Annotated in this window: 17 protein-coding genes and 2 pseudogenes; 10 read left to right on the forward strand and 9 right to left on the reverse strand. The window is 51.0% G+C overall.

Features of this window, described 5'->3' with window-relative positions; genetic code table 11:
* The first annotated feature begins 43 nt into the window (after positions 1 to 43).
* Positions 44 to 778, forward strand: a complete 735-nt coding sequence (locus tag DYC63_RS02970; protein ID WP_115217861.1) for a FadR/GntR family transcriptional regulator — start codon at positions 44 to 46, stop codon at positions 776 to 778.
* A gap of 113 nt (positions 779 to 891) precedes the next feature.
* Here DYC63_RS02970 and tenA read toward each other — a convergent pair whose 3' ends face one another.
* The 4 genes from tenA to DYC63_RS02990 all read right to left on the reverse strand — a co-directional run bounded on the left by tenA (position 892) and on the right by DYC63_RS02990 (position 3904).
* A complete protein-coding gene (gene tenA / locus DYC63_RS02975; RefSeq protein WP_115217862.1) occupies positions 892 to 1554 on the reverse strand; it encodes a thiaminase II in 663 nt (220 codons plus the stop codon).
* 129 nt (positions 1555 to 1683) lie between these two features.
* Positions 1684 to 2631, reverse strand: a complete 948-nt coding sequence (tal, locus tag DYC63_RS02980; protein WP_115217863.1) for a transaldolase — start codon at positions 2629 to 2631, stop codon at positions 1684 to 1686.
* 8 nt (positions 2632 to 2639) lie between these two features.
* Positions 2640 to 3098 carry a PTS sugar transporter subunit IIA gene (locus tag DYC63_RS02985; protein WP_115217864.1) on the reverse strand — a complete coding sequence of 153 codons (459 nt, stop codon included), beginning with the start codon at positions 3096 to 3098 and terminating at the stop codon, positions 2640 to 2642.
* A 530-nt stretch (positions 3099 to 3628) separates the two neighbouring features.
* On the reverse strand, positions 3629 to 3904 hold the full coding sequence (locus DYC63_RS02990) for a helix-turn-helix domain-containing protein (protein ID WP_172459386.1): 276 nt from the start codon (positions 3902 to 3904) through the stop codon (positions 3629 to 3631).
* A 285-nt stretch (positions 3905 to 4189) separates the two neighbouring features.
* Between DYC63_RS02990 and aroQ the strand changes: the two genes are divergently transcribed.
* From aroQ to DYC63_RS03045, 9 genes and pseudogenes are all read left to right on the forward strand, one after another.
* Positions 4190 to 4639 (forward strand): type II 3-dehydroquinate dehydratase, encoded by a 450-nt coding sequence (gene aroQ, locus DYC63_RS02995; RefSeq protein ID WP_115217866.1) that lies wholly within the window; start codon positions 4190 to 4192, stop codon positions 4637 to 4639.
* A gap of 8 nt (positions 4640 to 4647) precedes the next feature.
* Positions 4648 to 5118 carry an acetyl-CoA carboxylase biotin carboxyl carrier protein gene (gene accB, locus DYC63_RS03000; protein ID WP_115217867.1) on the forward strand — a complete coding sequence of 157 codons (471 nt, stop codon included), beginning with the start codon at positions 4648 to 4650 and terminating at the stop codon, positions 5116 to 5118.
* 10 nt (positions 5119 to 5128) lie between these two features.
* On the forward strand, positions 5129 to 6472 hold the full coding sequence (gene accC, locus DYC63_RS03005) for an acetyl-CoA carboxylase biotin carboxylase subunit (protein ID WP_115217868.1): 1344 nt from the start codon (positions 5129 to 5131) through the stop codon (positions 6470 to 6472).
* A gap of 181 nt (positions 6473 to 6653) precedes the next feature.
* A complete protein-coding gene (locus DYC63_RS03015; protein ID WP_115217870.1) occupies positions 6654 to 6911 on the forward strand; it encodes a toxin-antitoxin system YwqK family antitoxin in 258 nt (85 codons plus the stop codon).
* Positions 6911 to 7798 (forward strand): 50S ribosomal protein L11 methyltransferase, encoded by an 888-nt coding sequence (gene prmA, locus DYC63_RS03020; RefSeq protein WP_115217871.1) that lies wholly within the window; start codon positions 6911 to 6913, stop codon positions 7796 to 7798. The genes DYC63_RS03015 and prmA overlap by 1 nt, the downstream gene beginning before the upstream one ends.
* A 148-nt stretch (positions 7799 to 7946) precedes the next feature.
* Positions 7947 to 8948 (forward strand): tRNA dihydrouridine synthase DusB, encoded by a 1002-nt coding sequence (gene dusB / locus DYC63_RS03025; RefSeq protein ID WP_115217872.1) that lies wholly within the window; start codon positions 7947 to 7949, stop codon positions 8946 to 8948.
* 5 nt (positions 8949 to 8953) lie between these two features.
* Positions 8954 to 9250, forward strand: a pseudogene (locus tag DYC63_RS03030) (Fic family protein); the annotation flags it as partial.
* Positions 9251 to 9331: 81 nt separating this feature from the next.
* Positions 9332 to 10222: pseudogene (locus tag DYC63_RS03040) on the forward strand (IS256 family transposase, variant Zn-binding type); the annotation flags it as partial.
* A 62-nt stretch (positions 10223 to 10284) separates the two neighbouring features.
* Positions 10285 to 10722, forward strand: coding sequence for a Fic family protein (locus DYC63_RS03045; RefSeq protein ID WP_218564531.1), 438 nt, complete (start codon positions 10285 to 10287; stop codon positions 10720 to 10722).
* A 326-nt stretch (positions 10723 to 11048) separates the two neighbouring features.
* Here the strand turns inward: DYC63_RS03045 and DYC63_RS03050 are convergent, their stop codons facing one another.
* The 5 genes from DYC63_RS03050 to DYC63_RS03070 all read right to left on the reverse strand — a co-directional run bounded on the left by DYC63_RS03050 (position 11049) and on the right by DYC63_RS03070 (position 20690).
* Positions 11049 to 12107, reverse strand: coding sequence for an ATP-grasp domain-containing protein (locus DYC63_RS03050; RefSeq protein ID WP_115217875.1), 1059 nt, complete (start codon positions 12105 to 12107; stop codon positions 11049 to 11051).
* Positions 12107 to 14518: a mechanosensitive ion channel domain-containing protein gene (locus DYC63_RS03055; RefSeq protein WP_172459387.1), complete on the reverse strand. Its 2412-nt coding sequence runs from the start codon at positions 14516 to 14518 to the stop codon at positions 12107 to 12109. Before DYC63_RS03055 ends, DYC63_RS03050 begins: the two co-directional genes overlap by 1 nt.
* Before the next feature lie 131 nt (positions 14519 to 14649).
* Positions 14650 to 16212: an efflux transporter outer membrane subunit gene (locus DYC63_RS03060; RefSeq protein ID WP_115217877.1), complete on the reverse strand. Its 1563-nt coding sequence runs from the start codon at positions 16210 to 16212 to the stop codon at positions 14650 to 14652.
* Complete coding sequence (locus DYC63_RS03065; protein WP_115217878.1) at positions 16209 to 19364, reverse strand: efflux RND transporter permease subunit; 3156 nt, start codon at positions 19362 to 19364, stop codon at positions 16209 to 16211. The genes DYC63_RS03060 and DYC63_RS03065 overlap by 4 nt, the downstream gene beginning before the upstream one ends.
* A 24-nt stretch (positions 19365 to 19388) precedes the next feature.
* Positions 19389 to 20690 carry an efflux RND transporter periplasmic adaptor subunit gene (locus DYC63_RS03070; RefSeq protein WP_115217879.1) on the reverse strand — a complete coding sequence of 434 codons (1302 nt, stop codon included), beginning with the start codon at positions 20688 to 20690 and terminating at the stop codon, positions 19389 to 19391.
* Between the last annotated feature and the right edge of the window lie 111 nt (positions 20691 to 20801).

Consider the following 20801-nt stretch of genomic DNA (forward strand, 5'->3'; position numbering starts at 1 on the left):
TATCTCAAGATATAATGCAGGCGGTCAAACCAAAGGTAGCACTATGCGTCTCTATAAAAATATTGCTCGGCAACTCAAGGAAAACATTAGACAAGGCATCTATCCTGTAGGCAGTGCCCTGCCGCCTGAACGTGAATTGGCCAAGCAACTCAACGTTAGCCGTACATCCATTCGAGAAGCCGTCATTGCCTTAGAAATACAAGGTTGGGTGCAAGTCAAACTCGGAAGCGGCATTTATGTGCAAATGGCGGAAGAAGAAAAAATACCGCATATACAAACGGCTACCGACCCAGACATCGCCCCCTATCTGAATGAAGAAGAAGAGATTTCACCCTTTTCTTTATTACATGCAAGATTATTGATTGAGCCCGAAGCCGCTGCTTTGGCGGCAGAAAATATGAGCGAGCAGGATTTAAGCCAAATTCAAGATGCTTATTTACTGAATGTGCGTGATAATTTTGACGGTTCGACTATCCACATTGGCGACCGCTTATTCCACATACGCATCGCCGAAGCCTCCGGGAACGATGCCTATGCGGCTATTTTGCGAATATTTTTAGGGCATGGCTATGGTGCGATGTTTTCACGTTTGCAGCATTTTTTCACACCGCAAGATATGCCGCTGCGTTCCCAAGCAGAACATTTGGCTATTTTAATCGCACTGCAAAAGCGTAATCCAAACGAAGCGCGAGAAGCCATGCGCCTGCATATTCAAAACGTCATCGACACTTTTTTATTTAATCAAAAGCGTTTTCAGAAGGATGAAGAAAACAGCTAATCAAATAATCGCTATAGCCGGAGAAGTGAACAACTATACAAGGCACCGACCGTACAGAGCACAAAGTCAAACAAACCGCCCCCGATACTTTTTCAGTTCCCCGGCTATATCACTCACATCAAACGCTGCAATCCCATTTCCCAAAAAGCTTCTTCCATGCGTGTTGCCGTTTTAAACACCGTAAGCAGAGATTGCTGCTGCGCCGCTGTGATATCCGCAGCCAGTTTGTCCAAATGCCGTTTGGCATAATCCACCGCTTCTCGGTATTCGGCACTTGCATACATTTCAATCCACGGACGATAAGGATTATTCTCTAAGACAGTGAAAGCTTGCGCCAATATCCAGTCGACCGACTCCGCATAACCAATCAAACAGGGCAGCAAAGCAACATGCAAACTCAGCAAATCGCCGCTTGCGCCGCAATCCAGTACGTAACGCGTATATGCCACGCAGGCACTGGCTTCCGGTTCTTGATGCAGCTGCTCTTCGCTAATACCCCATTGTCTGCAATATTCGATATGCAAGGCAATTTCCGTATCCAACATGGCATTGATACCTGCTTGCGCGTAGCGCATATCCTCAATACGACGGCTTTTGTAAATTGCCAACCCCCATGCACGGGTAAAGTGTCGCAGAAATAAATAATCCTGTTTCAAATAATGTTGAAAGCTTTCTTCGGCAAGCGTCCCCTGCGCCAATTGCCGTAAAAATTCATGTTGGGTATAGGCTTGCCATTCTTGCTGGGCTTGTGTTTTTAACTGTTCGAAAAAAGACATGATTTCCTCTCTGTGCGGTAAAAGGATATAAAGAATCGGTATGTATGCACAAATTCTGTGGCTGCGAGTTTGAATATACGATAACAGCCTCCGCTATCGCTCGATAACGGAGACTGGGTTTTGAGAGAATTAGAATTTTGCACGCAGCAAGTTTTCTAATTTTTCTTGGTCGGCGGCGAATTTACGGATACCTTCGGCAAGTTTTTCCACTGCCATTGCATCGCTATTGTGCTGCCACAGGAATTCCGCTTCCGTTAAAGCTGCGGGTTTTTCCTGATAGGCACCTTTGTCTTCTAATTGGCGCGGCAGGGTTTCTTCGCTGGCTTGTAATTCTGCCAAGAGGGGCGGGGCAATGGTCAGGCGGTCGCAGCCGGCAATGGCGGTAATTTCGCCGCGGTTGCGGAAGCTGGCGCCCATGACGATGGTTTTGTAGCCATGCGCTTTGTAGTAATCATAAATGCTTTTGACGGATAAGACGCCGGGATCTTCTTCCGCGCTGTATTCTTTGCCGGTATTGGCTTTGTACCAATCCAAAATGCGCCCGACAAAAGGTGAGATGAGATAAACGCCGGCTTCCGCACAGGCACGCGCTTGGGCTTGCGAGAATAATAGAGTGAGATTGCAGTTAATGCCTTCTTTTTCTAAGATTTCTGCCGCGCGAATACCCTGCCATGTGGAGGCGATTTTAATCAAAATACGCTCATTGCTGATGCCGGCTTGATTGTATAAACGGATTAATTGGCGCGCTTTGGCAGCGGTTTTGTCGCTGTCATAAGAAAGACGGGCATCCACTTCGGTAGAAACGCGCCCTGGTACGATTTTAAGAATTTCCAAGCCGATATTGACCGCCAATTTGTCTTGCGCATGGGCTAATTGTTCTTCAAAGTCATTGCTTTGACTTTTGCCGTAGGCGACGGCTTCATCGATCAGCGCGGCGTACTGCGGCAGTGCGGCGGCGCTTAAAATCAGCGAGGGATTGGTAGTCGCATCTTGCGGCTGGTATTGCTTAATCGCTTCGATGTCGCCGGTATCGGCAACCACGACGGTCATTTGTTTCAGGGCTTCGAGTTGGTTCATACGTTCTCCTAAATATGATACTGCGCGCAAATGCGGCGCAAATCGTCAATCTGATTGGCGGCGAGTAAATCCGCAATCAGGGCTTCATTATCCAGCATTTCTGCAAGAGCAGCCATGTTTTCCAAATGGCTGTTGGAATCTTGTGCGGCAAGCGTGAAAAACAGTCTGGCGTCTTTGCTGCGGTCATCGGCATCAAAAATGACAGGTCGCTCGACTTTCATAAAACTTACCACGCTGCGTGCAACCGTTTCCGCATTGCCTTGGGCGTGCGGCATGGCGATGTCGGGGGCAATCACGATATAGGCGCCGTGCTTTTCAATGCTGTCGATGATGGCTTGCACATAGGCGGGCTGAATACTGCCGTCGGTCAACAGTACGCTGCAGGCATGATGGACAGCGCTCCGCCAATCGGCAAATTGCTCGGCAAAGATGACGCGTTGTTTGGAAATCATGTCGCTCAATAGCATGGAAACCTCTTAGTTCAGAATATATGACTGATTAAAATACCGTATCGATATGCCGGATATGGCTGATGTTATCAGATAACAGAAAATATAAATTTTAGCCTAATTTTTGCTTGAGAGAAAAATATAGTCTCTTCAGATTAAAATGATACGCCTTAAAACAACATGTTGAAAATTTTGATTGTCTCATTTTAATCTGAAGAAACTATAGTCAATTCATGACAAATACGAACATTATATTTTTAACCTTAGCTTAGGCGTTTATGCCAGAAAGCACTCGCATGACAAATTGTGTTGGATATAAATATCTAAACTACTAATTTATAAGGAAGTAGGTCGGATTCTTGAATCCGACAAGTTTATATTTTAAGTAATGTCGGATACAAGTATCCGACCTATCCGATTGAAAAAATGATTAATTTTGCCATGAATTGACTATATATATACTTGATAAATAATCCATAAGTACTTATTTGATTTTCATAGATTATCTTTAAACAGCTAGATTTCTGTATAGCAAAGCGTATTTTACGCTAACGTCCGCGTTTTTTGCTCGGCAGGCTTTGCAGCGGCGCTTCGTAGAGTCCGTATTCCAACATTTTCTTTTTTAAGGTGTTGCGCGTAATGCCCAGCCATAGCGCGGCATGGCTTTGGTTGTTTTGATTGTAATACAGGGCTTGCTGAATGAGGAGGCGTTCGCATTCGCCGATGATGAGGGCGTGCAGGTTTTCCGCGCGTTCCTCGCCTTCAAGGGTGGCTAAATATTGGCGGACGCTATCGGAAATCGCTTGCTCAAGGGAAGAGGACATAAACATCTCGGCTCAAATCGGCGGACTATCTTACTCCAAAGCTCCGTCTTTTTCATAGCTTCGCTTAGCACTTTATGCCCAAGGTTTAAGCCGCGATTTTTCACATTCGGGCATGATGATACAAAGTTGCGACTATCCCCCCTCCGCTCAAGTCCTCATCATATTTTGCCTAGAGGGCTGTAAAAAAAACAGATAAAAAACAAGTAAGATAACCCATGCCGCTCTGCCTTTCAGGTATAATGCGGCGCTTTTCTTGATAACGATAATTTTGGAGCGACCGCATTTATGGCGCAAATATTGGTCTTAAACGGCCCGAATTTAAACCTGCTCGGCACGCGAGAGCCGCAGCACTACGGCAGCGTAACGCTCGCCGACATTGAAAAACGCTTGGACGAATTAGCAGAAGCCTTTGAGCTCGACATCGAATTTTTTCAACACAATCACGAAGGTACGCTGATTGATTTGATTCACGAAGCGGGACGGCATGAAGTCGATTTCATTATTTTCAATCCCGCCGCTTTCACGCATACCAGCGTCGCCCTGCGCGATGCGCTCAAAGCCGTCGATATTCCTTTTATTGAAGTGCACCTTTCCAATATTCATCGCCGTGAAGCATTCCGCCGGCACAGCTATTTCAGCGATATTGCCGTCGGAACGATTAGCGGTCTCGGCGCGACGGGCTATGAATTGGCCCTCATCGCCGCTCACCAACATCTCACACAGTCTGCCGAATAGGAGGCATCATGGATATCCGTAAAATTAAAAAACTGATCGAAATGCTAGAGGCTTCGGACGTTGCCGAAATCAAAATTACCGAGGGTGAAGAAAGCGTGCGTATTAGCCGCTACGTCAATCAAATGCAAAGCATGCCCGTGCAATATGCCGCCGCGCCGCAAATCATCGCCGCCGGCACGCAGGCTGCCGCCGTCAGCACGCCAAGCATCGCCGCTGAAGACAGCAAAGCCGCACCTGCTATGACAGGCAAAGCCATCCGTTCGCCGATGGTCGGCACTTTCTATGCCTCGTCCTCTCCCGATGCCGATGTATTCGTCAAAGTCGGACAAACGGTTAAAGCCGGCGATACCGTCTGCATTATCGAAGCCATGAAGATGTTTAACCGCATCGAAGCGGAATTTTCAGGCAAAATCAAAGAAATCTTGGTGGAAAACGGTCAACCCGTAGAATACGACCAGCCGCTATTCATTGTTGAATAAGGAGGCGCAGATGTTTAACAAAGTCTTGATCGCAAACCGCGGCGAGATTGCGCTGCGCGTACTGCGTGCCTGCCGCGAATTAGGCATTGAAACGGTCGCCGTGCATTCCAAAGCCGATGCCGATTTAAAACACGTGCTGCTTGCCGACGAATCGGTCTGCATCGGTCCTGCCGCCTCATCGGAAAGCTATCTGAATATGGCGAGCATTATCGCCGCTGCTGAAGTGACCAATGCCGAAGCCATTCATCCCGGCTACGGATTCTTATCGGAAAACGCCGATTTTGCCGAACGCGTCGAAGAATCGGGCTTTACCTTTATCGGCCCGAAAGCCGAAACCATTCGTATGATGGGCGACAAAGTCGAAGCGATTAAAGCCATGAAAGCCGCCGGCATTCCCTGTGTGCCGGGTTCGGGCGGGCCTTTGGGCAATGACGCCGCCGAAATCAAACACATCGCCAAAAGCATCGGCTATCCCGTGATTGTGAAAGCGGCGGGCGGCGGCGGCGGACGCGGCATGCGCGTGGTGCGCAGCGAAGAAGAAGTCGTGGAAGCGGTCAAGCTGACCAAAGCCGAAGCCAAGCAAGCCTTTGGCAACGACATGGTATATATGGAAAAATTCCTTGAAACCCCGCGCCATATCGAAATCCAAGTCTTGGCGGACAAACACGGCAACGCTATCCATTTGGGCGAGCGCGACTGCTCTTTGCAACGCCGCCATCAAAAAGTCTTGGAAGAAGCGCCGGCACCCGGCATCAGCGCCGAACAGCGCGCCGAAATCGGCAAAATCTGCACCGATGCCTGCAAACGCATCGGCTATGTCGGCGCAGGTACTTTTGAATTTCTCTATGAAAACGGACAATTCTATTTCATCGAAATGAATACGCGCGTGCAAGTCGAACATCCCGTCACGGAAATGATTACCGGCGTGGACATTGTGCGCGAACAATTGCGCATCGCCGCAGGGCTGCCGCTCTCCTATCGGCAAGAAGACATCCGCATCAAAAGCCATGCGATTGAATGCCGCATCAATGCCGAAGACCCGCGCAGCTTCATTCCTTCGCCGGGAAAAATCAAAGAATTTCATGCGCCGGGCGGCTTGGGTATCCGCGTAGAATCGCATCTGTACAGCGGCTACAGCGTGCCGCCGCATTATGATTCCATGATCGGCAAAATCATCTCTTGGGGCGAAGACCGCGACACCGCCATCGCGCGCATGCAAGTCGCCCTCTCCGAAACGGTGATTGAAGGCATCAAAACCAATATCCCGCTGCACCAAGATTTGCTCAATGACGACACCGTCAAACAAGGCGGCATGGACATTCATTATTTGGAACACAAACTCGGGCTTGCCTGATTGACTGCCCCTGCTTGCAGGGGCTTTTTACTCATCGCTCTGAAAAAATCTTATATGTTTCAACACACAGAGCGACACATAAAGCGTCGCTCTACGTGTTGCCCTGAATTGGAAGAGGTTACACCTCTCCCACAAGATTATCCTCCCTAAAGGGAGGGGTTCAACCAGTAAGGAAATTTTGATGAAAACCGTCATCCGTAAGGGCATATTAGACGACTATGCCGATGTTTATTATCCCAACGGACAACTCCATTCCCACACCGCGCTCAAAACCAGCATCGCCCAAGGTTGGTCGGACGGCTACCGCATTGACGGCAGCCGTATGAGCCGCCTGCTCTATCAAGACGGACGCATTATCCGCTGGCAGCACTTTGACGCATCCGGACAACTCATTGAAGAAGGCAAAGGCGAGCCGATCGCCACACATAAAGGACAATAATGCAAGACCCGCAATGGCTGGAACTCAGCCTTACCGCACACAGCGAAGACGAAGCTTTTTTACTGGAAACCGCTTTAGAACTCAGCGGCGCACTTGCCGTTACCTATCAAGCGGCAGACGAAGAAGAAATCTTTGAACCGCCGATCGGCAGCACGCCCCTATGGCAAAGCACCAAAGTTACCGGACTTTATGACCTTAATGCCGACCGCCAAGCCGTGCTTGCCGCCCTGCGCAGCAGCTTGGGCGAAGACTATCCCATCGCCGAACACCTCGTGAAAGACAGCGATTGGGTGCGCGCTTGGCTGGATTATTTCCAACCCATCCGCTTCGGCGAACATTTTTGGGTCGCCGCCACCGAGCATGAAATAGAAGACGATAATGCCATTGTCCTGCGTCTCGACCCCGGTCTAGCCTTCGGCACAGGCACACACCCCTCCACCGCCATGTGCCTTAACTACCTCGTCAATAAAGCCGATCTGCAAGGCAAAACCGTCTATGACTACGGCTGCGGCAGCGGCATCTTAGGCATCGCAGCGGCATTGGCGGGCGCAAAAGCCGTCTATCAAACCGACATCGACCCACAAGCCCTGATTGCCAGCGCCGATAATGCGGAAAAAAACCACGTCGGCGAGAAAATACACCTCTGCGCCAATCCTGCCGACGCACCCGCCGTGGATATATTAATCGCCAACATCCTGCTTGAGCCACTATGCTTGCTGCGCCCGCAATTCCAGCAACATCTGCAAAGCAATACAGTCATGTATTTTGCGGGACTACTGGAACGCCAACAAGCCGATATCGAAGCTCGCTACGGCGACGCTTACAGCGTGCGGCGCGTGGACGAGCGCGAAGGCTGGATTTTGCTGGAACTGCGGCAAACCGTCTGATGCGCAATCTTGCTCGCGGCAGCCGACACGCTTTTTGCCGGCTGCCACGCAACTCTACAGCGCCAACGGCTGCGCGGCATGAAAACACCCATCATGCAAAATGTAAGCCTCCGCCGCCATTATCCACTCCATCAACACCGATAAACTCATGATCACTCTCGGCAAATTTACCTTTACCGCCCCGCTTGTCGTCCTCGCACCCATGGCAGGCATCAGCGATCTACCCTTTCGCCGCCTCTGCCAGCAGCAAGGCTGCCATTTCACGGTCGCGGAAATGGTCAATGCGCGTCCTGAATTGCTCAACAGCGCACAAAGCCAGACCCGTATGCAATTCGACGACAATCCCGCCTTCCCCAAAATCGTGCAATTGGCAGGCGGCGATCCGTTGTTTATGGCGGAAGCGGCGCAACTCATGCAGGCACGCGGCGCAGACGTCATCGACATCAATATGGGCTGCCCCGCCAAAAAAGTCGGACAGCAAAACGCAGGCTCCGCCTTACTCAGCGATTTACCGATGGTCGAAAAAATCCTTGCCGCCACCGTCAAAGCCGTATCCATACCGGTAACGCTGAAAACGCGCATCGGCTTTGATGCCAATAACATCAATCTGCTTACCGTCGGCGCGATAGCCGCAGACTGCGGCATTGCCGCCATCAGCGTACACGGACGCCACCGCGCGCAACGCTTCAAAGGGCAGGCGCAATATCGGGAAATCGCCGCCCTGAAAGCGCAAAACCGCCTGCCGGTTATTGTCAACGGCGACATCGGCAGCAGCGCACAAGCCAAGCAGCTGATTCAAGACTACGGCTTTGACGGCGTAATGATCGGGCGCGCCGCACAAGGCAATCCTTGGCTTTTTGCCGAAATCCGCCGCCAAGTCGATCCCAAATGGCAAGCGCCACCCTATCAGCCTTATCAAGATATTCAGGCACACATCCGCGACCTGCACCAACTCTACCCCGAACATATCAGCGCACTGATTGCCCGCAAACACCTGCATTGGTACTTCGCCCGCCACCCGCATTATCTTCAGCAACGCGAAGCGATTAACAGCAGCCGCGACCAAGACAGCCAATCGGCGATTATCCGCGCCTTTGAAACATATGACAGCGCCGACTACGAAAAAAAGCGCCCGGCAATAATTTGCTAATCAAAAAATCGCCGGGGCAATTTAAAACCGAGCAGAATTATTTAGCCGATACGCTGAACAAAAAAATTCTATTTATTCCTATTGCCCCTGAAAAATTAGCCGATGGTTTGCAGCGTTTATTTGATTATATCAATCAAGACAGCAATCCGATTTTGCTGAAAACAGCCGTTAGCCATTTGGAATTTGAAGCTTTACATCCTTTTCAAGACGGTAACGGACGGATTGGCAGAATGCTGATTACCTTGATGCTATGGCAGAACCAGATCATTTCCGAACCGCATTTTTGGGGAAAGGGACATTTTAGGTGCTAAAAAGTTTGAAAAACCTTATTCTGTAAGGCTTTTAGCGAGGTCAAAAGCTTTGAACACAAAAAATGCTTTTTCTGTGGCTCAAAACAGGTCAAAAAAGACGGCAGACAAAATCATCAGCAACGATACAAATGCCGGCAATGCGGTAAGCGTTTTAGCAGCAAAAAGCGTCTTAACCCTCAAGAGTTGTGGACACTTTATAGTAGCGGCAAACAAAGCATGCAAGAGCTCGCCCAACGTTTTTCCTGCAGCCGTAAAACCATTGCTAGATATCTCAAACAAGCCCAACTTAGAGAGCCTGAACAACGGCATTTTTCATCAGTCAATATCATCATGGATACTACCTACTTTGGACGTAAATTTGGTGTGATGGTGCTGTATGACAGCATCAGCCGACAAGCCTTATCGGTCAGCGAGGTTAAATCAGAAAGCAATGCATTGTATCGACAAGCCATACGAGAGCTACAAGAAAAAGGAATACATATTCAGAGTATTATCTGCGATGGCAGAAGAGGATTAACCTCATTATTTCCCGATATTCCCATACAGCTTTGTCAATTCCACCAAGTCAAAACCATTAACCGTTATCTGACAAGAAAACCTCAAACAGCAGCGACAGTAGATTTAAAACAACTTGCCTTAAGCCTAAAAAACAGCAGCAAAGCGGCATTTGAAGAGCATTTGAATAACTGGCATAAGCAGCATAAAGACTTTCTCAACGAACGTAGCTCAAATCCCGAAACAGGTAAATCACACTATAGGCACAAACGTTTAAGAAGTGCTTATAACAGTCTGAGGCGCAATCTGCATTGGCTTTTTACCTTTGAAGATTATCCGGAGTTAAACCTGCCAAAAACCACCAATTTGCTTGAAGGAAAATTTGGTGATCTGAAAAGACTTTTAGCTTGTCATTGCGGCATGGGAAAGGACAATAAGGTTAAGTTTATAAAAGATTATTTTGCTTAAAAAACGCTAGATAGCACCTATTTTGTCCCTTAGGGCTAAAGAACTCGAAAACAGCACCTAAAATGTCCCTTTGCTCGCATTTTTATATCAGCGGATATTTTGAAGAACATAAAAACCGTTATGTGGATTTAATGCGGCAGGTATCGCAGACGGGCGACTGGAATGAGTGGATAATTTTCTTTTTACAGGCGGTAGAAAGCCAGTCGATGCGTAATCTGCACATCTCGGAAAATATCCGCCAGCTTTATGAAGAAATGAAGCAGGTATTCAGCCAAGTTTTAGCCAGCAAACATGCGCTGACGGTATTGGATTTTATCTTCACCTATCCCGTATTTCGCAACAGCAGTTTGGCGGAAAAAACCGATTTGCCGCCGGCAACTGCCAATCGCTTGAGCAAAGCCTTACATGAAAAAGGGCTTTTGACGGTTACCGAAGAAAGTAGCGGTAGAAAATCAACACGTTATTCCTTTGAACATTTGATGAATTTAGTGCGGGTATAAACACAACACCCCATCCGCAGCCGTCTTTTCTGCCGCGCGATGCCAATTTATAGTCTCTTAACTTCAAAATGAGATTATTCTAAGCGCTTCTCCTGACAAAATGTGTATCTCTAAGTCTCATTTTGAAGTTAAGGTATTATATTCTCCAGTTGATACGTCCAAACTTGCCTGTAGAGAACTGCATAGTTGAAGAATTGAAAAAGTATTACAGTGTCGGCTCGCCGCCTTGTACTACTTTTTCACTTCTCCGACTATACCCGATTGAAAATAAATTAATTTTTCTATGAATTGACTATACAAGCAGTGCTAAGCGGGAGCTATTTTCTTCAGCCTGAAATCTTAACGCTGCCGCTAATCGGACGGACGCAGCAGGTTTGGATTTGCTCCTGCCGCGCCTTGACTTCCGCTTTGCTCAACCAGCCCAGCCAATAGGCAAAGGCGGTTTGCGTGATATCCACGCTGCTATGATTGCCGTAGCTAATGCCGCCCGAGGGACGGGCATTGATTTCCAAAATATGCTGCCTGCCTTGCGCATCGCCTTTGCTTTGCACGCTGACAATGCCGTCGCAGCCGATGGCGGCAATGACGGCTTCGACTAAAGGCAAGACGCTTTCGTCGGCGCCGATATGTTGTACGCTGCCTTCTTTGTAGCGGCTAATCGCCAACAGGCTTTCGCCGCGCTCGCACAGTACGTCAATCGAGTATTCGCGTCCTGAAAGATAGGGCATGAGCAGCATGGGGATGGGACGGGTTTGCACCATGAGGCTGTCTTGATAGGCTTGGATGAATTGCGGCAAATGAATTTTTTTCGCTTCCGTATGATAGAGATGGCTAAAGCTATCCCAAGTCTCATCGCCGCTATCCAGCCGCCAAAAGCCTTGCGCGAAAATACCGGAAACGGGTTTTACGCATAGGGCTTGCTGTCCGTGTTGCGCCAGTAGTTCTTGCAATTCTTCTATGTTGTGAAATTCCCAGCCGCCGGCGACCGGAATATGGCGCGCTTGGCAGAAGGCGGCAAAGGCGGCTTTATTGTCCATCAGATGTAGACTGTCTTCATTCTGCGCGCCTGTGAATAGACGAATGCCGGCTTGGGCAAATGCCGCACGCTGTGCTTCATAGGCTTTGCCGTTGCGTCCGCTGAGTAATACGCGCGTTTGATGCCGCCGGGCTTGTTGCAGAACAAAATCGATGCGTTCGGCTTCAGCTTCCGGTTCTTGGTAGGCAATATCCGCCATATCGGTGATTTCAGGGCGATGATGACGGTGCGAGGCGATAATCTTCAGCGCTTGCGGCGCATGGCTTTTCAGTGCTTGCAGACTGGCAAGCATATCGCGTTGGCTGGCTTGTCCTTCGGCAAGCCAAATGCTGAGCGCATGTTGCCTCATTACATTTTCCCGTCCACATCCGGAATGCTGTCTTCTGCTTTTTGATGTTTGAGCACGGCGGGCGGCTCGGCATTTTCAGGCGTTTCGATGCGTTTCTGCTCGGCTTCGATTTCGGCTTCGCTTTTGCGCATTTGTGCCTGTTCGCGCACGATGTGCAGCGGCGGCGCGCTGCCGTCTTTCATTTCGCCCCAGTAAATAGTTTGATGCGGATAAGGCATTTCAATGCCGGCTTTGTCGAAATAGAGTTTGACCAAACGGTTATAGGCGCGTCCGATGACCCATTGTTCGCCCGGCAGGGTTTTGATGCGTACACGAATATTGACCGAGCTTTCCGCTAACTCACTCACGCCCAGAATATTAATCGGCTCCAAGATGCTGCGTTTATGTTCGCCTTTTGCCAGTTCGTCAAAGGCGGCTTTAAGCACTTCACAGGCATGATCGATGTCTTCATTGTAGGCAATGCCGTAATCATTAACGTGGAAGGAATAGCCGCGCGTGTAATTCGACACGGTGGTCACGCTGGAAAAGGGAATGAGATGATAAACGCCCTGCGAATCGCGCAGGGACACGGAACGGATGGAGATTTTTTCCGCCGTGCCGGAGATATTATTGACCATGATGAAATCGCCGGCGTTCATGGCGTTTTCGATTTGGATAAAGATGCCGGTAATCACGTCTTTAACCAAGGTCTGCGCACCAAAGCCCACCGCCAGACCCAAGACCCCCGCACCGGCAATCAAAGGTCCGATATTGATGCCGATTTGCGATAAGACCATCATCAGGCTAATCGCAAAAAAGAACAAAGCCAAGGCATTGCGCAGCAGCGACAAGAGGGTTTGCTCACGAGCCGAAGGCGCGCCGCGCCCCGTATTCGGGCTGAGGCGGTGTTCGATAAAGGCGGAACAGACAATCCACAGCAGCAGCATGAATAATAAAATCAAGACCACACCCAGCCATTTGTCCACAAAAACCCGCCCCGCATCAGAGGCCAACCAAGCATCGAAGGCAATCAAATTCCATGCGCCCAATACGCTCAGCACAGCCACCGCAAAGACCACCGTCCGCGCAATCCGCAAAATCAGCGGCACAAAGGCATTTATCTGCCGCTCAATGCCCGGCAAACTGCGCTGAATATGCTGCGGCAAGCGAATGCCGCGCTTCATGTAAATCGTCATTAAATTGGCAATCAAGCCGCAGCCGCCGACAATCAGCAGGGTTTTCAGCGTGCCTTGCAGCACAAAGGGCAGAGATTTTTCCGCACGCAGCAGCGTCACCACCAAAAGCATCACAAAATATGCCACCGCCAACCAATGCCAGAGATAAGCCAAAAGGCGGATTAAGAAAGCCGTAATCGGAAATTCTACTTGCTCGCTTGTTTTGAGCAACTCGGCGCGTACGCTTTTACGCCGCGAAATCACTACCCAGACGCCGTATAAAAACGCGGCAATCGCGATGATGGTAGAAGAAAGTTGGGCGAGATTGTAGCTCAAATGCGCTTCAATCAATGGAATGCCGACCAAATAGCCATAGCCTAGCAAATTCAGCAGGGTTGCAATCCAGTGATACCAAAAACGCACCGTTTGATTTTCCGCCGACAGCAAACGCAGTCCGGCAAAACGGTGCGTAAAGATCACGCGGATGCCGATTTTCAGCAATTCGATAATCACAAAAGCATTCATAAACAAAGCCGCCTGTATCGACAAACGCCCCGTTTCGCCCACCGCATACAAAGCAATCGCATTGCCCGCTGCATAAGTGATTAAGAGCAGCAAACCGTCGCCCAAGATAATCGCACCGATCGCGAGCAATTTGCGCACCAAGAGCTGCGACCATTCGCTGCGCAAAGCCCAGTCATTGAGCTTTCGCCGCAAGCCCCGCGTCAGATTACGTAAACCATGGTAAATGCACAGCACCGAAACAATCACAATCCCCACATTGCGCAAAGCCGCGCTGAAAGCTGACCAATCCAAATTGCTCAAACGATAATCGCGTCCGCTGAAAATATCGCGAAAACCCTCCCAGCTGCGCTTGACGCGGGCGCCCATTTGTCCGGCCAGTTCGCCCGTGTAATCGGCAATGCGGCTGGGCAGACTCGCCGCCTTGCTCAAAGCCGCACGCGTGTTTTCGGTCACTTTAACCAAGGCTTCGGCTTCGGCAGTAGCCGCCTCGCTGCTTTGTTCTTCCGCGCTTTGTTCGGCATCTGTCGAGGGTGTCGGTTCCGCTTTGCCGCTTTTCGGCTCATTTTCCGCCGTTTGCGCAACATCCTCTGTCTGTATCTCTTCTTTAGCAACCGCCCTTAATTGCTTGATTAATTCCTCGCGCTGCTGAGGATTTTCCAAGACATTCGCCAATACAGACAGGGCTTCTTTATTGTCAGCGGCGGCGCTTTGCGCCCAAGCGGGATTGAGCATGAATAAGGAGAGTGCGCAAAGGCAAAAAGCGGTAATAAATCGCATAAGAATAAAAGGTTTCTGAAAAGATGAGCAGTATAACAAACCCGCAGACATAAAAAAACGCGCCGAAGCGCGTTTTTGCCGAGAGATTAGAGTTTAATCCTAACTGCGCCCTGCGGCACGGCGGTTTCAGCGGCAGAGGGCTGCTGCGTCTGCACCGGTATTGCGCTTTGCTCCATCGGCGCAAGCGATTGAACGGGGTCGATAATCGGCGCAGCGCTCTCGCCTTCGGCGACCGGCATTTGTACGCCGTATTCCTGCAAGCCGCCGCCCATGGCGGTATATAAATTCACCATGTTTTGCAGCAGACTGAGTTGCACTGCCAAGAGTCCCTGTTGGGCGGTGAAATTGGTGCGTTCGGCATCAATCAAGGTCAGTCCGTCGGTGACGCCCGCTTCAAAACGCATTTTTTCCAAGCGCAGCACTTCATTTTGCGCTTTGACCGCACGTTGGGTGGCGGCAAATTGCTTGGCGTAGGATTCGCGCGCCACCAAAGTATCGGCGACTTCTTGGAATGCCGTTTTCACGGCGGATTGATAGCTTTCCACCGCCATTTGCTGACTGATTTCGCTGATGCGTACATTGGCATTGAGTTGCCCGCGGTTAAAAATCGGCAGACTGATCGCCGGTCCGATGCTCCACACGCTGTTAGGACCTTGCAGCAGCTGATTGAGTTCCGCAGAGGCGTAGCCGGCACTGCCTGTGAGGCTGATGACGGGGAATAATGCCGCGCGCGCCGCACCGATATTGGCATTGGCGGCTTTGAGGGCGAATTCGGCTTGGCGTACATCGGGGCGTTGCTGTAAGACGGCGGACGGGATGCCTGCCGGCATTTGCACGGCGGCAAATTGCGCCGACAAATCATTGGCTGCCGGCAATTGCAGGCGTTCCAAAGGCTGGGCGACTAGCAGACTTAAGGCATTGAGGGCTTGCTGATAGTTGCGCTGGTAGCCGTAGTAGTCGGCGCGCGCGCTTTCAATCGCGTTTTCATAGCTGTGCAGGGTCACGCCTGTAATCAAGCCGACGTCAAATTGCATTTTGGCGAGTTTGGCGGTTTCTTCGCGCGCCGCCAATACTTGCTCCGACAAGTCCATCAAGGCTTTGCTGATGCGCGCGCCGTAATAGGCTTGCGCCACGGCTTTGATGATGGACAATTGCGCCGCATCGCGGGCTTCCCGAGTTTGCGAATATTGCTGCAAGGCGGCTTCCGACAGAGCGCGAACGCGTCCGAAGAAATCCAGCTCAAAGCTGTTAATGCCGATGCCGGCACGGAAGCTGTCGGCATAGACTTCTTGTCCTGTCGGTGATGCGCCCGAACCTGTGCGGCTGCGGTTGGCATTGCCGCTGATGCCGACCACCGGCAGGCGGTTGGCTTCGGCGATGCCGTATTGTTCCGCCGCCAATTGCACGTTCAAGGCGGCTTTGCGCAAATCATGGTTTTGTGCCAAAGCGGTTTCGATTAAAGATTGCAATTGCGCGTCTTGGAAGAATTCGCGCCAGCCTAGGGCCTGCACGTTTTCTCCGCCATGTTCTTCAATCGACAGTTGCATCCAAGCCGAAGCCAGATCGACTTCGGGCTGTTCATAGGCGGGAATAAATGAGCAGGCGCTCAGAAAGACCGCCAGAGGCAGGGTTTTTAATAAGCTGTTCATGCTGTTTGTCCTTTGTTTACATCAAGCGCCGCTTTGACATATTTGTCTTTCACATCATGACCGCCGCCAAAGACTTTGCGCACCACTACATAATAAATCGGCACGAGGAAGACGGCGAGAACGGTGCCGATCAACATACCCCATAATACGCTCGTACCGATGGCGCGTTGGCTGGCGGAGCTGGCGCCGCTGGCGAAATACAGCGGCACGACGCCGGCAATAAAGGCGAAAGAGGTCATGATAATCGGGCGGAAACGCAACGCCGCTGCCGACATCGCCGCGCGAACTTTGGTCATACCCTGCAATTGCAAGTCTTTGGCGAACTCGATAATCAGAATCGCATTTTTCGCTGACAGTCCCATCACGGTAATCATGCCGATTTTGAAATAAATGTCGTTTTCATAGCCGCGAAAGTAGTTACCCACCGCCACACCTAAAATCCCCAAGGGAATCACGAGCAATACCGCAAAAGGCACCGACCAACTTTCATACAATGCCGCCAAGCAGAGGAAGACCGCCAGCGCCGAGAAGGCGTAGATAAAAAGCTCGGAATTACCCGCGCGCACTTCTTCTAAAGACTGCCCCGTCCATTCCACAGCAAAGCCGGGCGGCAATTTCTGCGCCAAGGCTAGGACTTCCGCCATCGCCTCGCCCGTCGATTTGCCGGGAGCGGCACCGCCTTCAATCGCCATGGCGCTGAAGCCGTTATAGCGGGTCATTTGCTCGGCGGCGGTAATCCAATGCAAGCTGGCGACGCTGGACAGCGGCACGAGTTTGCCGGTGCTGCTCGGCACGGTAAGCGCCAAAATATCTTCCGGCTGCATCCGCGATTTGGCTTGCGCCATCACATAGACGCGCTGCATACGTCCCTGATTCGGGAAGTCATTCACATAATTCGAGCCGAGCGCATTGCCCAAGGTGCTGGCAATGGCAGAGAGCGGCACGCCTTGTGCGAAAGCGGCGTCGCGGTCAATATCGATGCGCAATTGCGGCGCATCCGCCAAACCGCTGGGACGCACGCCCGTCAAAACTTCGCTTTGCACCGCCATGCCCAGCATTTGATTGCGCGCGGCAAGCAGAGCGGCATGTCCTTGGTTGTTGCGATCCTGCAAATACATGCTAAAACCTGAAGACACGCCCAGGCTCGGAATCGCCGGCGGCGTCAGAGCAAAAATAAAGGCTTCGTTGATTTGCTGGAACATGCCGTTGAATTTGCCGGACAAAGACATAGCGTCCTGCCCCTCGCCGGTACGCTCGCTCCAATCTTTCAGCGTCATAAAGCTCAGCGCCATATTCTGTCCCTGCCCCGAAAAGCTAAAGCCCAATACCGACACCATATTTTTCACCGCCGGTTCGCTTCTAATCATGCTCTCAGCTTTTTCCAACATGGCGCGCGCGCGTTCCTGCGTCGCCCCCGAAGGCAATTGATAGGTTGCCAAGACGTTGCCTTGGTCTTCGGTCGGCAGGAAAGAAGTCGGAATCATGCGAAAGAGGAACAAAGCTCCTGCGGTGAGTCCCACAAAGACCAGCATCATGAAATAACTGAGGCGAATCATCTTGCCCACGCTGGCCTGATAGGCGCGGGTAATCTTTTTAAACACGCGGTTAAACCAACCGAAAAAGCCTTTTTTCTCGTGATGGTCTTCGCGCGCCGGCTTGAGCAGGGTGGCGCAGAGCGCAGGGGTCAAAGACAATGCCATGAAAGCGGAGAAGCCGATCGATGCCGCCATGACCAAAGAGAACTGGCGGTAAATCGCGCCCTGCGCACCGGTCAAAAACGCCATCGGAATAAAGACCGAGACCAATACCAAGGTAATGCCGATAACTGCGCCGGTGATTTGCGTCATACCCTTATGCGCGGCTTGATAAGGCGTCAAACCCTCTTCCACCATCAGACGCTCGATGTTTTCCACCACCACAATTGCATCGTCCACCACAATCCCGATAACCAGTACCATCGCAAACATCGTCAGCACGTTAATCGACAGCCCCAGCGGATACATCAATGCCACCGCACCCAAAAGCGAAATCGGCACCACAACCGTCGGGATAATCGTATAGCGGATATTCTGCAAGAACAGATACATCACAACAAATACCAAGCCCACCGCCTCAAGCAGCGTGTAGAACACTTTTTTCAAAGACAGATTGATAAACAGCGAGGTGTCGTAAGGAATATCCCAAGCAATGCCTTCGGGAAAATACTGCGCCATCGTTTCCATTTTCTGACGGATTTCCTGAGCTACCGCCACCGCATTACCGCTGGAAGTCAGCTGCACGCCGATACCGACTGCCGGTCGACCGTTCAAACGCGCGACAGTGGAGTAGGACTGATTGCCGATTTCCACCGTCGCCACGTCTTTAATCCGCACTGCGGCACCGCTGCCCTCGTATTTCACCACGATATTTTCAAAGGCATCGACATCTTCCAATTGCCCGAAAACGTTAATCGCGGCGGTAAACTGCTGTCCTTCCACCGCCGGCAAAGCACCCAAACTGCCGGCGCTGATTTGCACGTTTTGCGAAGCAATCGCGGCGGACACATCGGCAAAAGACAGGCCGTAATTTTTCAGTTTTTGCGGATCGACCCACACGCGCATCGCCTGCTCGGAGCCGAAAACCTGCACGCTGCCCACGCCTTCGGTACGCTGCAAATCGGGCTTGACCGTGCGCACCGCATAATCGGAAATTTCTTTAATGTCTTTATTGCTGCCTTCTTCGGCGAACAACATCGTAAAGAGCAGGAAAGAAGAACCGCTGGTTTCGACCGTAATCCCCGTATTGCGCACCGACTGCGGCAAACGCGCCTCAACCTGCGAGAGCTTGTTCTGCACATCGACCTGCGCCAAATCCTCATTCGTGCCGGATTTAAAAGTCAGGGCAATCGAGCCGGCGCCGCTGGAATAGGCCTGCGAAACCATATAATCCAAGCCTTCCACGCCGTTCATCTGTTCTTCGATGATGGAAATTACCGAATCCTGAATCGTCTGCGCACTTGCCCCCGTATAAAAGAAAGAAATATTCACAGTAGGTGCGGAAACGCTAGGATACTGCTCAATCGGTAATTTAGTGACGGAAAACAGTCCCGCCAACATGATGAAAATCGCCAATACCCAAGCAAAAATAGGGCGGTCAATAAAAAATCTAGCCATGATAATCCTTGCTTACTTTTTGCCCTACTCAGCGCTTAAATCGCGCGCCTTAGGCAAACTGCCACCTGAAACCGCTTGCGCAGCAGGTTCGCCAGCTTCAGCCGCTTGGGCATTCTCTGTGGGCGCAGCATCCGCTGCAGGTGCTGCTTCTTGCTGCTTATCAGTGCTGCCCCATTCGCGGGTTTGCACGCTTTTCGCGCCCATCATCAATTTTGCCTGACCTTCGACAATCACTTTCATGCCGCTTTCCAGGCCCTCGCTGACAATCCAGCTGCTACCCTGCTGTCCGGCGATTTTGACCAGCTGCGGACGGAAACTGCCGTCTTCATTAACCACCAGCACCGTATCGGTAGCGCCGCGCGTTACCGCCTGCTGCGGCAGCAAATAGGCATGATTCATGCTCGACTGCGGCACGCTGACGCGCACATACAGCCCCGGCAGCAAATCGCCCTCGGGATTGGGTACTTCCGCACGGATACTGATTTCGCCCGTGTTTTGATCCACCGTCTGATTGACGAACAGCAAACGCCCTTTATGCGCATAAGTGCTGCCGTCTTCCAGCAAAATCTCGATTTCATTTGTACCGCCGGACTGCACCGCGCCGCTTTGCAGATTACGGCGCAAATTCATCAGAGTGCCGGCGGATTGCGTAATATTCACATACAGAGGATTCAACTGGCGTACTTCCGCCATTTGGCTTTGCGAAGCCACCACATAAGCGCCTTCTGTTACCGCCGAACGTCCGATAACACCGCTAATCGGCGATTTGATTTCCGTATAGCTCAAATTGATTTGCGCACTTTCAATATTGGCCTGCGCGGCGGCAATACGGGCCTGCGCGGCGGCAATATTACTTTCCTGCACCTGCAAATTGGCTTTCGCCTCGTCATAAGTCTGCCGCGATACCGCATTGGCTTTTACCAAAGGCGCATAGCGGTTAACCGTGGCGCGATACAGATCGCGGCTTGCCTGCGCCTGTCCCAAAGCCGCCTTCGCCTGACCCAAGCCCGCTTTCGCCGTATTCAAAGCCGCATCAAAGGTGCCGCTGTCCAAGCGGTACAACACCTCGCCGGTACGCACAAAAGCTCCCTCTTGGAACAATCGCTCCTGCACAATACCGCTAACGCGCGGCACAATCACCGCCTCGCGCGAGGCTTCCAAACGTGCGGGCAGATTCTCCGTCAGCACCACCGTTTGCGGCGCCACTGTCAATACATCCACCATCGGCGGTGGCGGCGTGCCCTGCGCCAGAACCTGCGTTGAATTCAGCGCCAACATAATGCTTAAAGCCAATGCCGCAATAGACGGTTTCTGCCCATATCTCATAAACTTCCCCTAAGAAAACAATCAAGTAAAAAAGAAAATTCCGCAGCCGACGGAAAAACGGCGGCTATTATACATTCATTCTTGTATGTTAGTATGGCTTTTTTCTGATAA

Source organism: Suttonella indologenes, assembly GCF_900460215.1.
In the GTDB taxonomy this organism is placed as follows: domain Bacteria; phylum Pseudomonadota; class Gammaproteobacteria; order Cardiobacteriales; family Cardiobacteriaceae; genus Suttonella; species Suttonella indologenes.

Bases quoted from the DNA above. Each gene is read 5' to 3' on its own strand.
- DYC63_RS02970 (WP_115217861.1), top strand. From the start codon at position 44: ATGCGTCTCTATAAAAATATTGCTCGGCAACTCAAGGAAAACATTAGA.
- tenA (WP_115217862.1), bottom strand. From the start codon at position 1,554: ATGTCTTTTTTCGAACAGTTAAAAACACAAGCCCAGCAAGAATGGCAA.
- tal (WP_115217863.1), bottom strand. From the start codon at position 2,631: ATGAACCAACTCGAAGCCCTGAAACAAATGACCGTCGTGGTTGCCGAT.
- DYC63_RS02985 (WP_115217864.1), bottom strand. From the start codon at position 3,098: ATGCTATTGAGCGACATGATTTCCAAACAACGCGTCATCTTTGCCGAG.
- DYC63_RS02990 (WP_172459386.1), bottom strand. From the start codon at position 3,904: ATGTCCTCTTCCCTTGAGCAAGCGATTTCCGATAGCGTCCGCCAATAT.
- aroQ (WP_115217866.1), top strand. From the start codon at position 4,190: ATGGCGCAAATATTGGTCTTAAACGGCCCGAATTTAAACCTGCTCGGC.
- accB (WP_115217867.1), top strand. From the start codon at position 4,648: ATGGATATCCGTAAAATTAAAAAACTGATCGAAATGCTAGAGGCTTCG.
- accC (WP_115217868.1), top strand. From the start codon at position 5,129: ATGTTTAACAAAGTCTTGATCGCAAACCGCGGCGAGATTGCGCTGCGC.
- DYC63_RS03015 (WP_115217870.1), top strand. From the start codon at position 6,654: ATGAAAACCGTCATCCGTAAGGGCATATTAGACGACTATGCCGATGTT.
- prmA (WP_115217871.1), top strand. From the start codon at position 6,911: ATGCAAGACCCGCAATGGCTGGAACTCAGCCTTACCGCACACAGCGAA.
- dusB (WP_115217872.1), top strand. From the start codon at position 7,947: ATGATCACTCTCGGCAAATTTACCTTTACCGCCCCGCTTGTCGTCCTC.
- DYC63_RS03045 (WP_218564531.1), top strand. From the start codon at position 10,285: ATGTCCCTTTGCTCGCATTTTTATATCAGCGGATATTTTGAAGAACAT.
- DYC63_RS03050 (WP_115217875.1), bottom strand. From the start codon at position 12,107: ATGAGGCAACATGCGCTCAGCATTTGGCTTGCCGAAGGACAAGCCAGC.
- DYC63_RS03055 (WP_172459387.1), bottom strand. From the start codon at position 14,518: ATGCTCAATCCCGCTTGGGCGCAAAGCGCCGCCGCTGACAATAAAGAA.
- DYC63_RS03060 (WP_115217877.1), bottom strand. From the start codon at position 16,212: ATGAACAGCTTATTAAAAACCCTGCCTCTGGCGGTCTTTCTGAGCGCC.
- DYC63_RS03065 (WP_115217878.1), bottom strand. From the start codon at position 19,364: ATGGCTAGATTTTTTATTGACCGCCCTATTTTTGCTTGGGTATTGGCG.
- DYC63_RS03070 (WP_115217879.1), bottom strand. From the start codon at position 20,690: ATGAGATATGGGCAGAAACCGTCTATTGCGGCATTGGCTTTAAGCATT.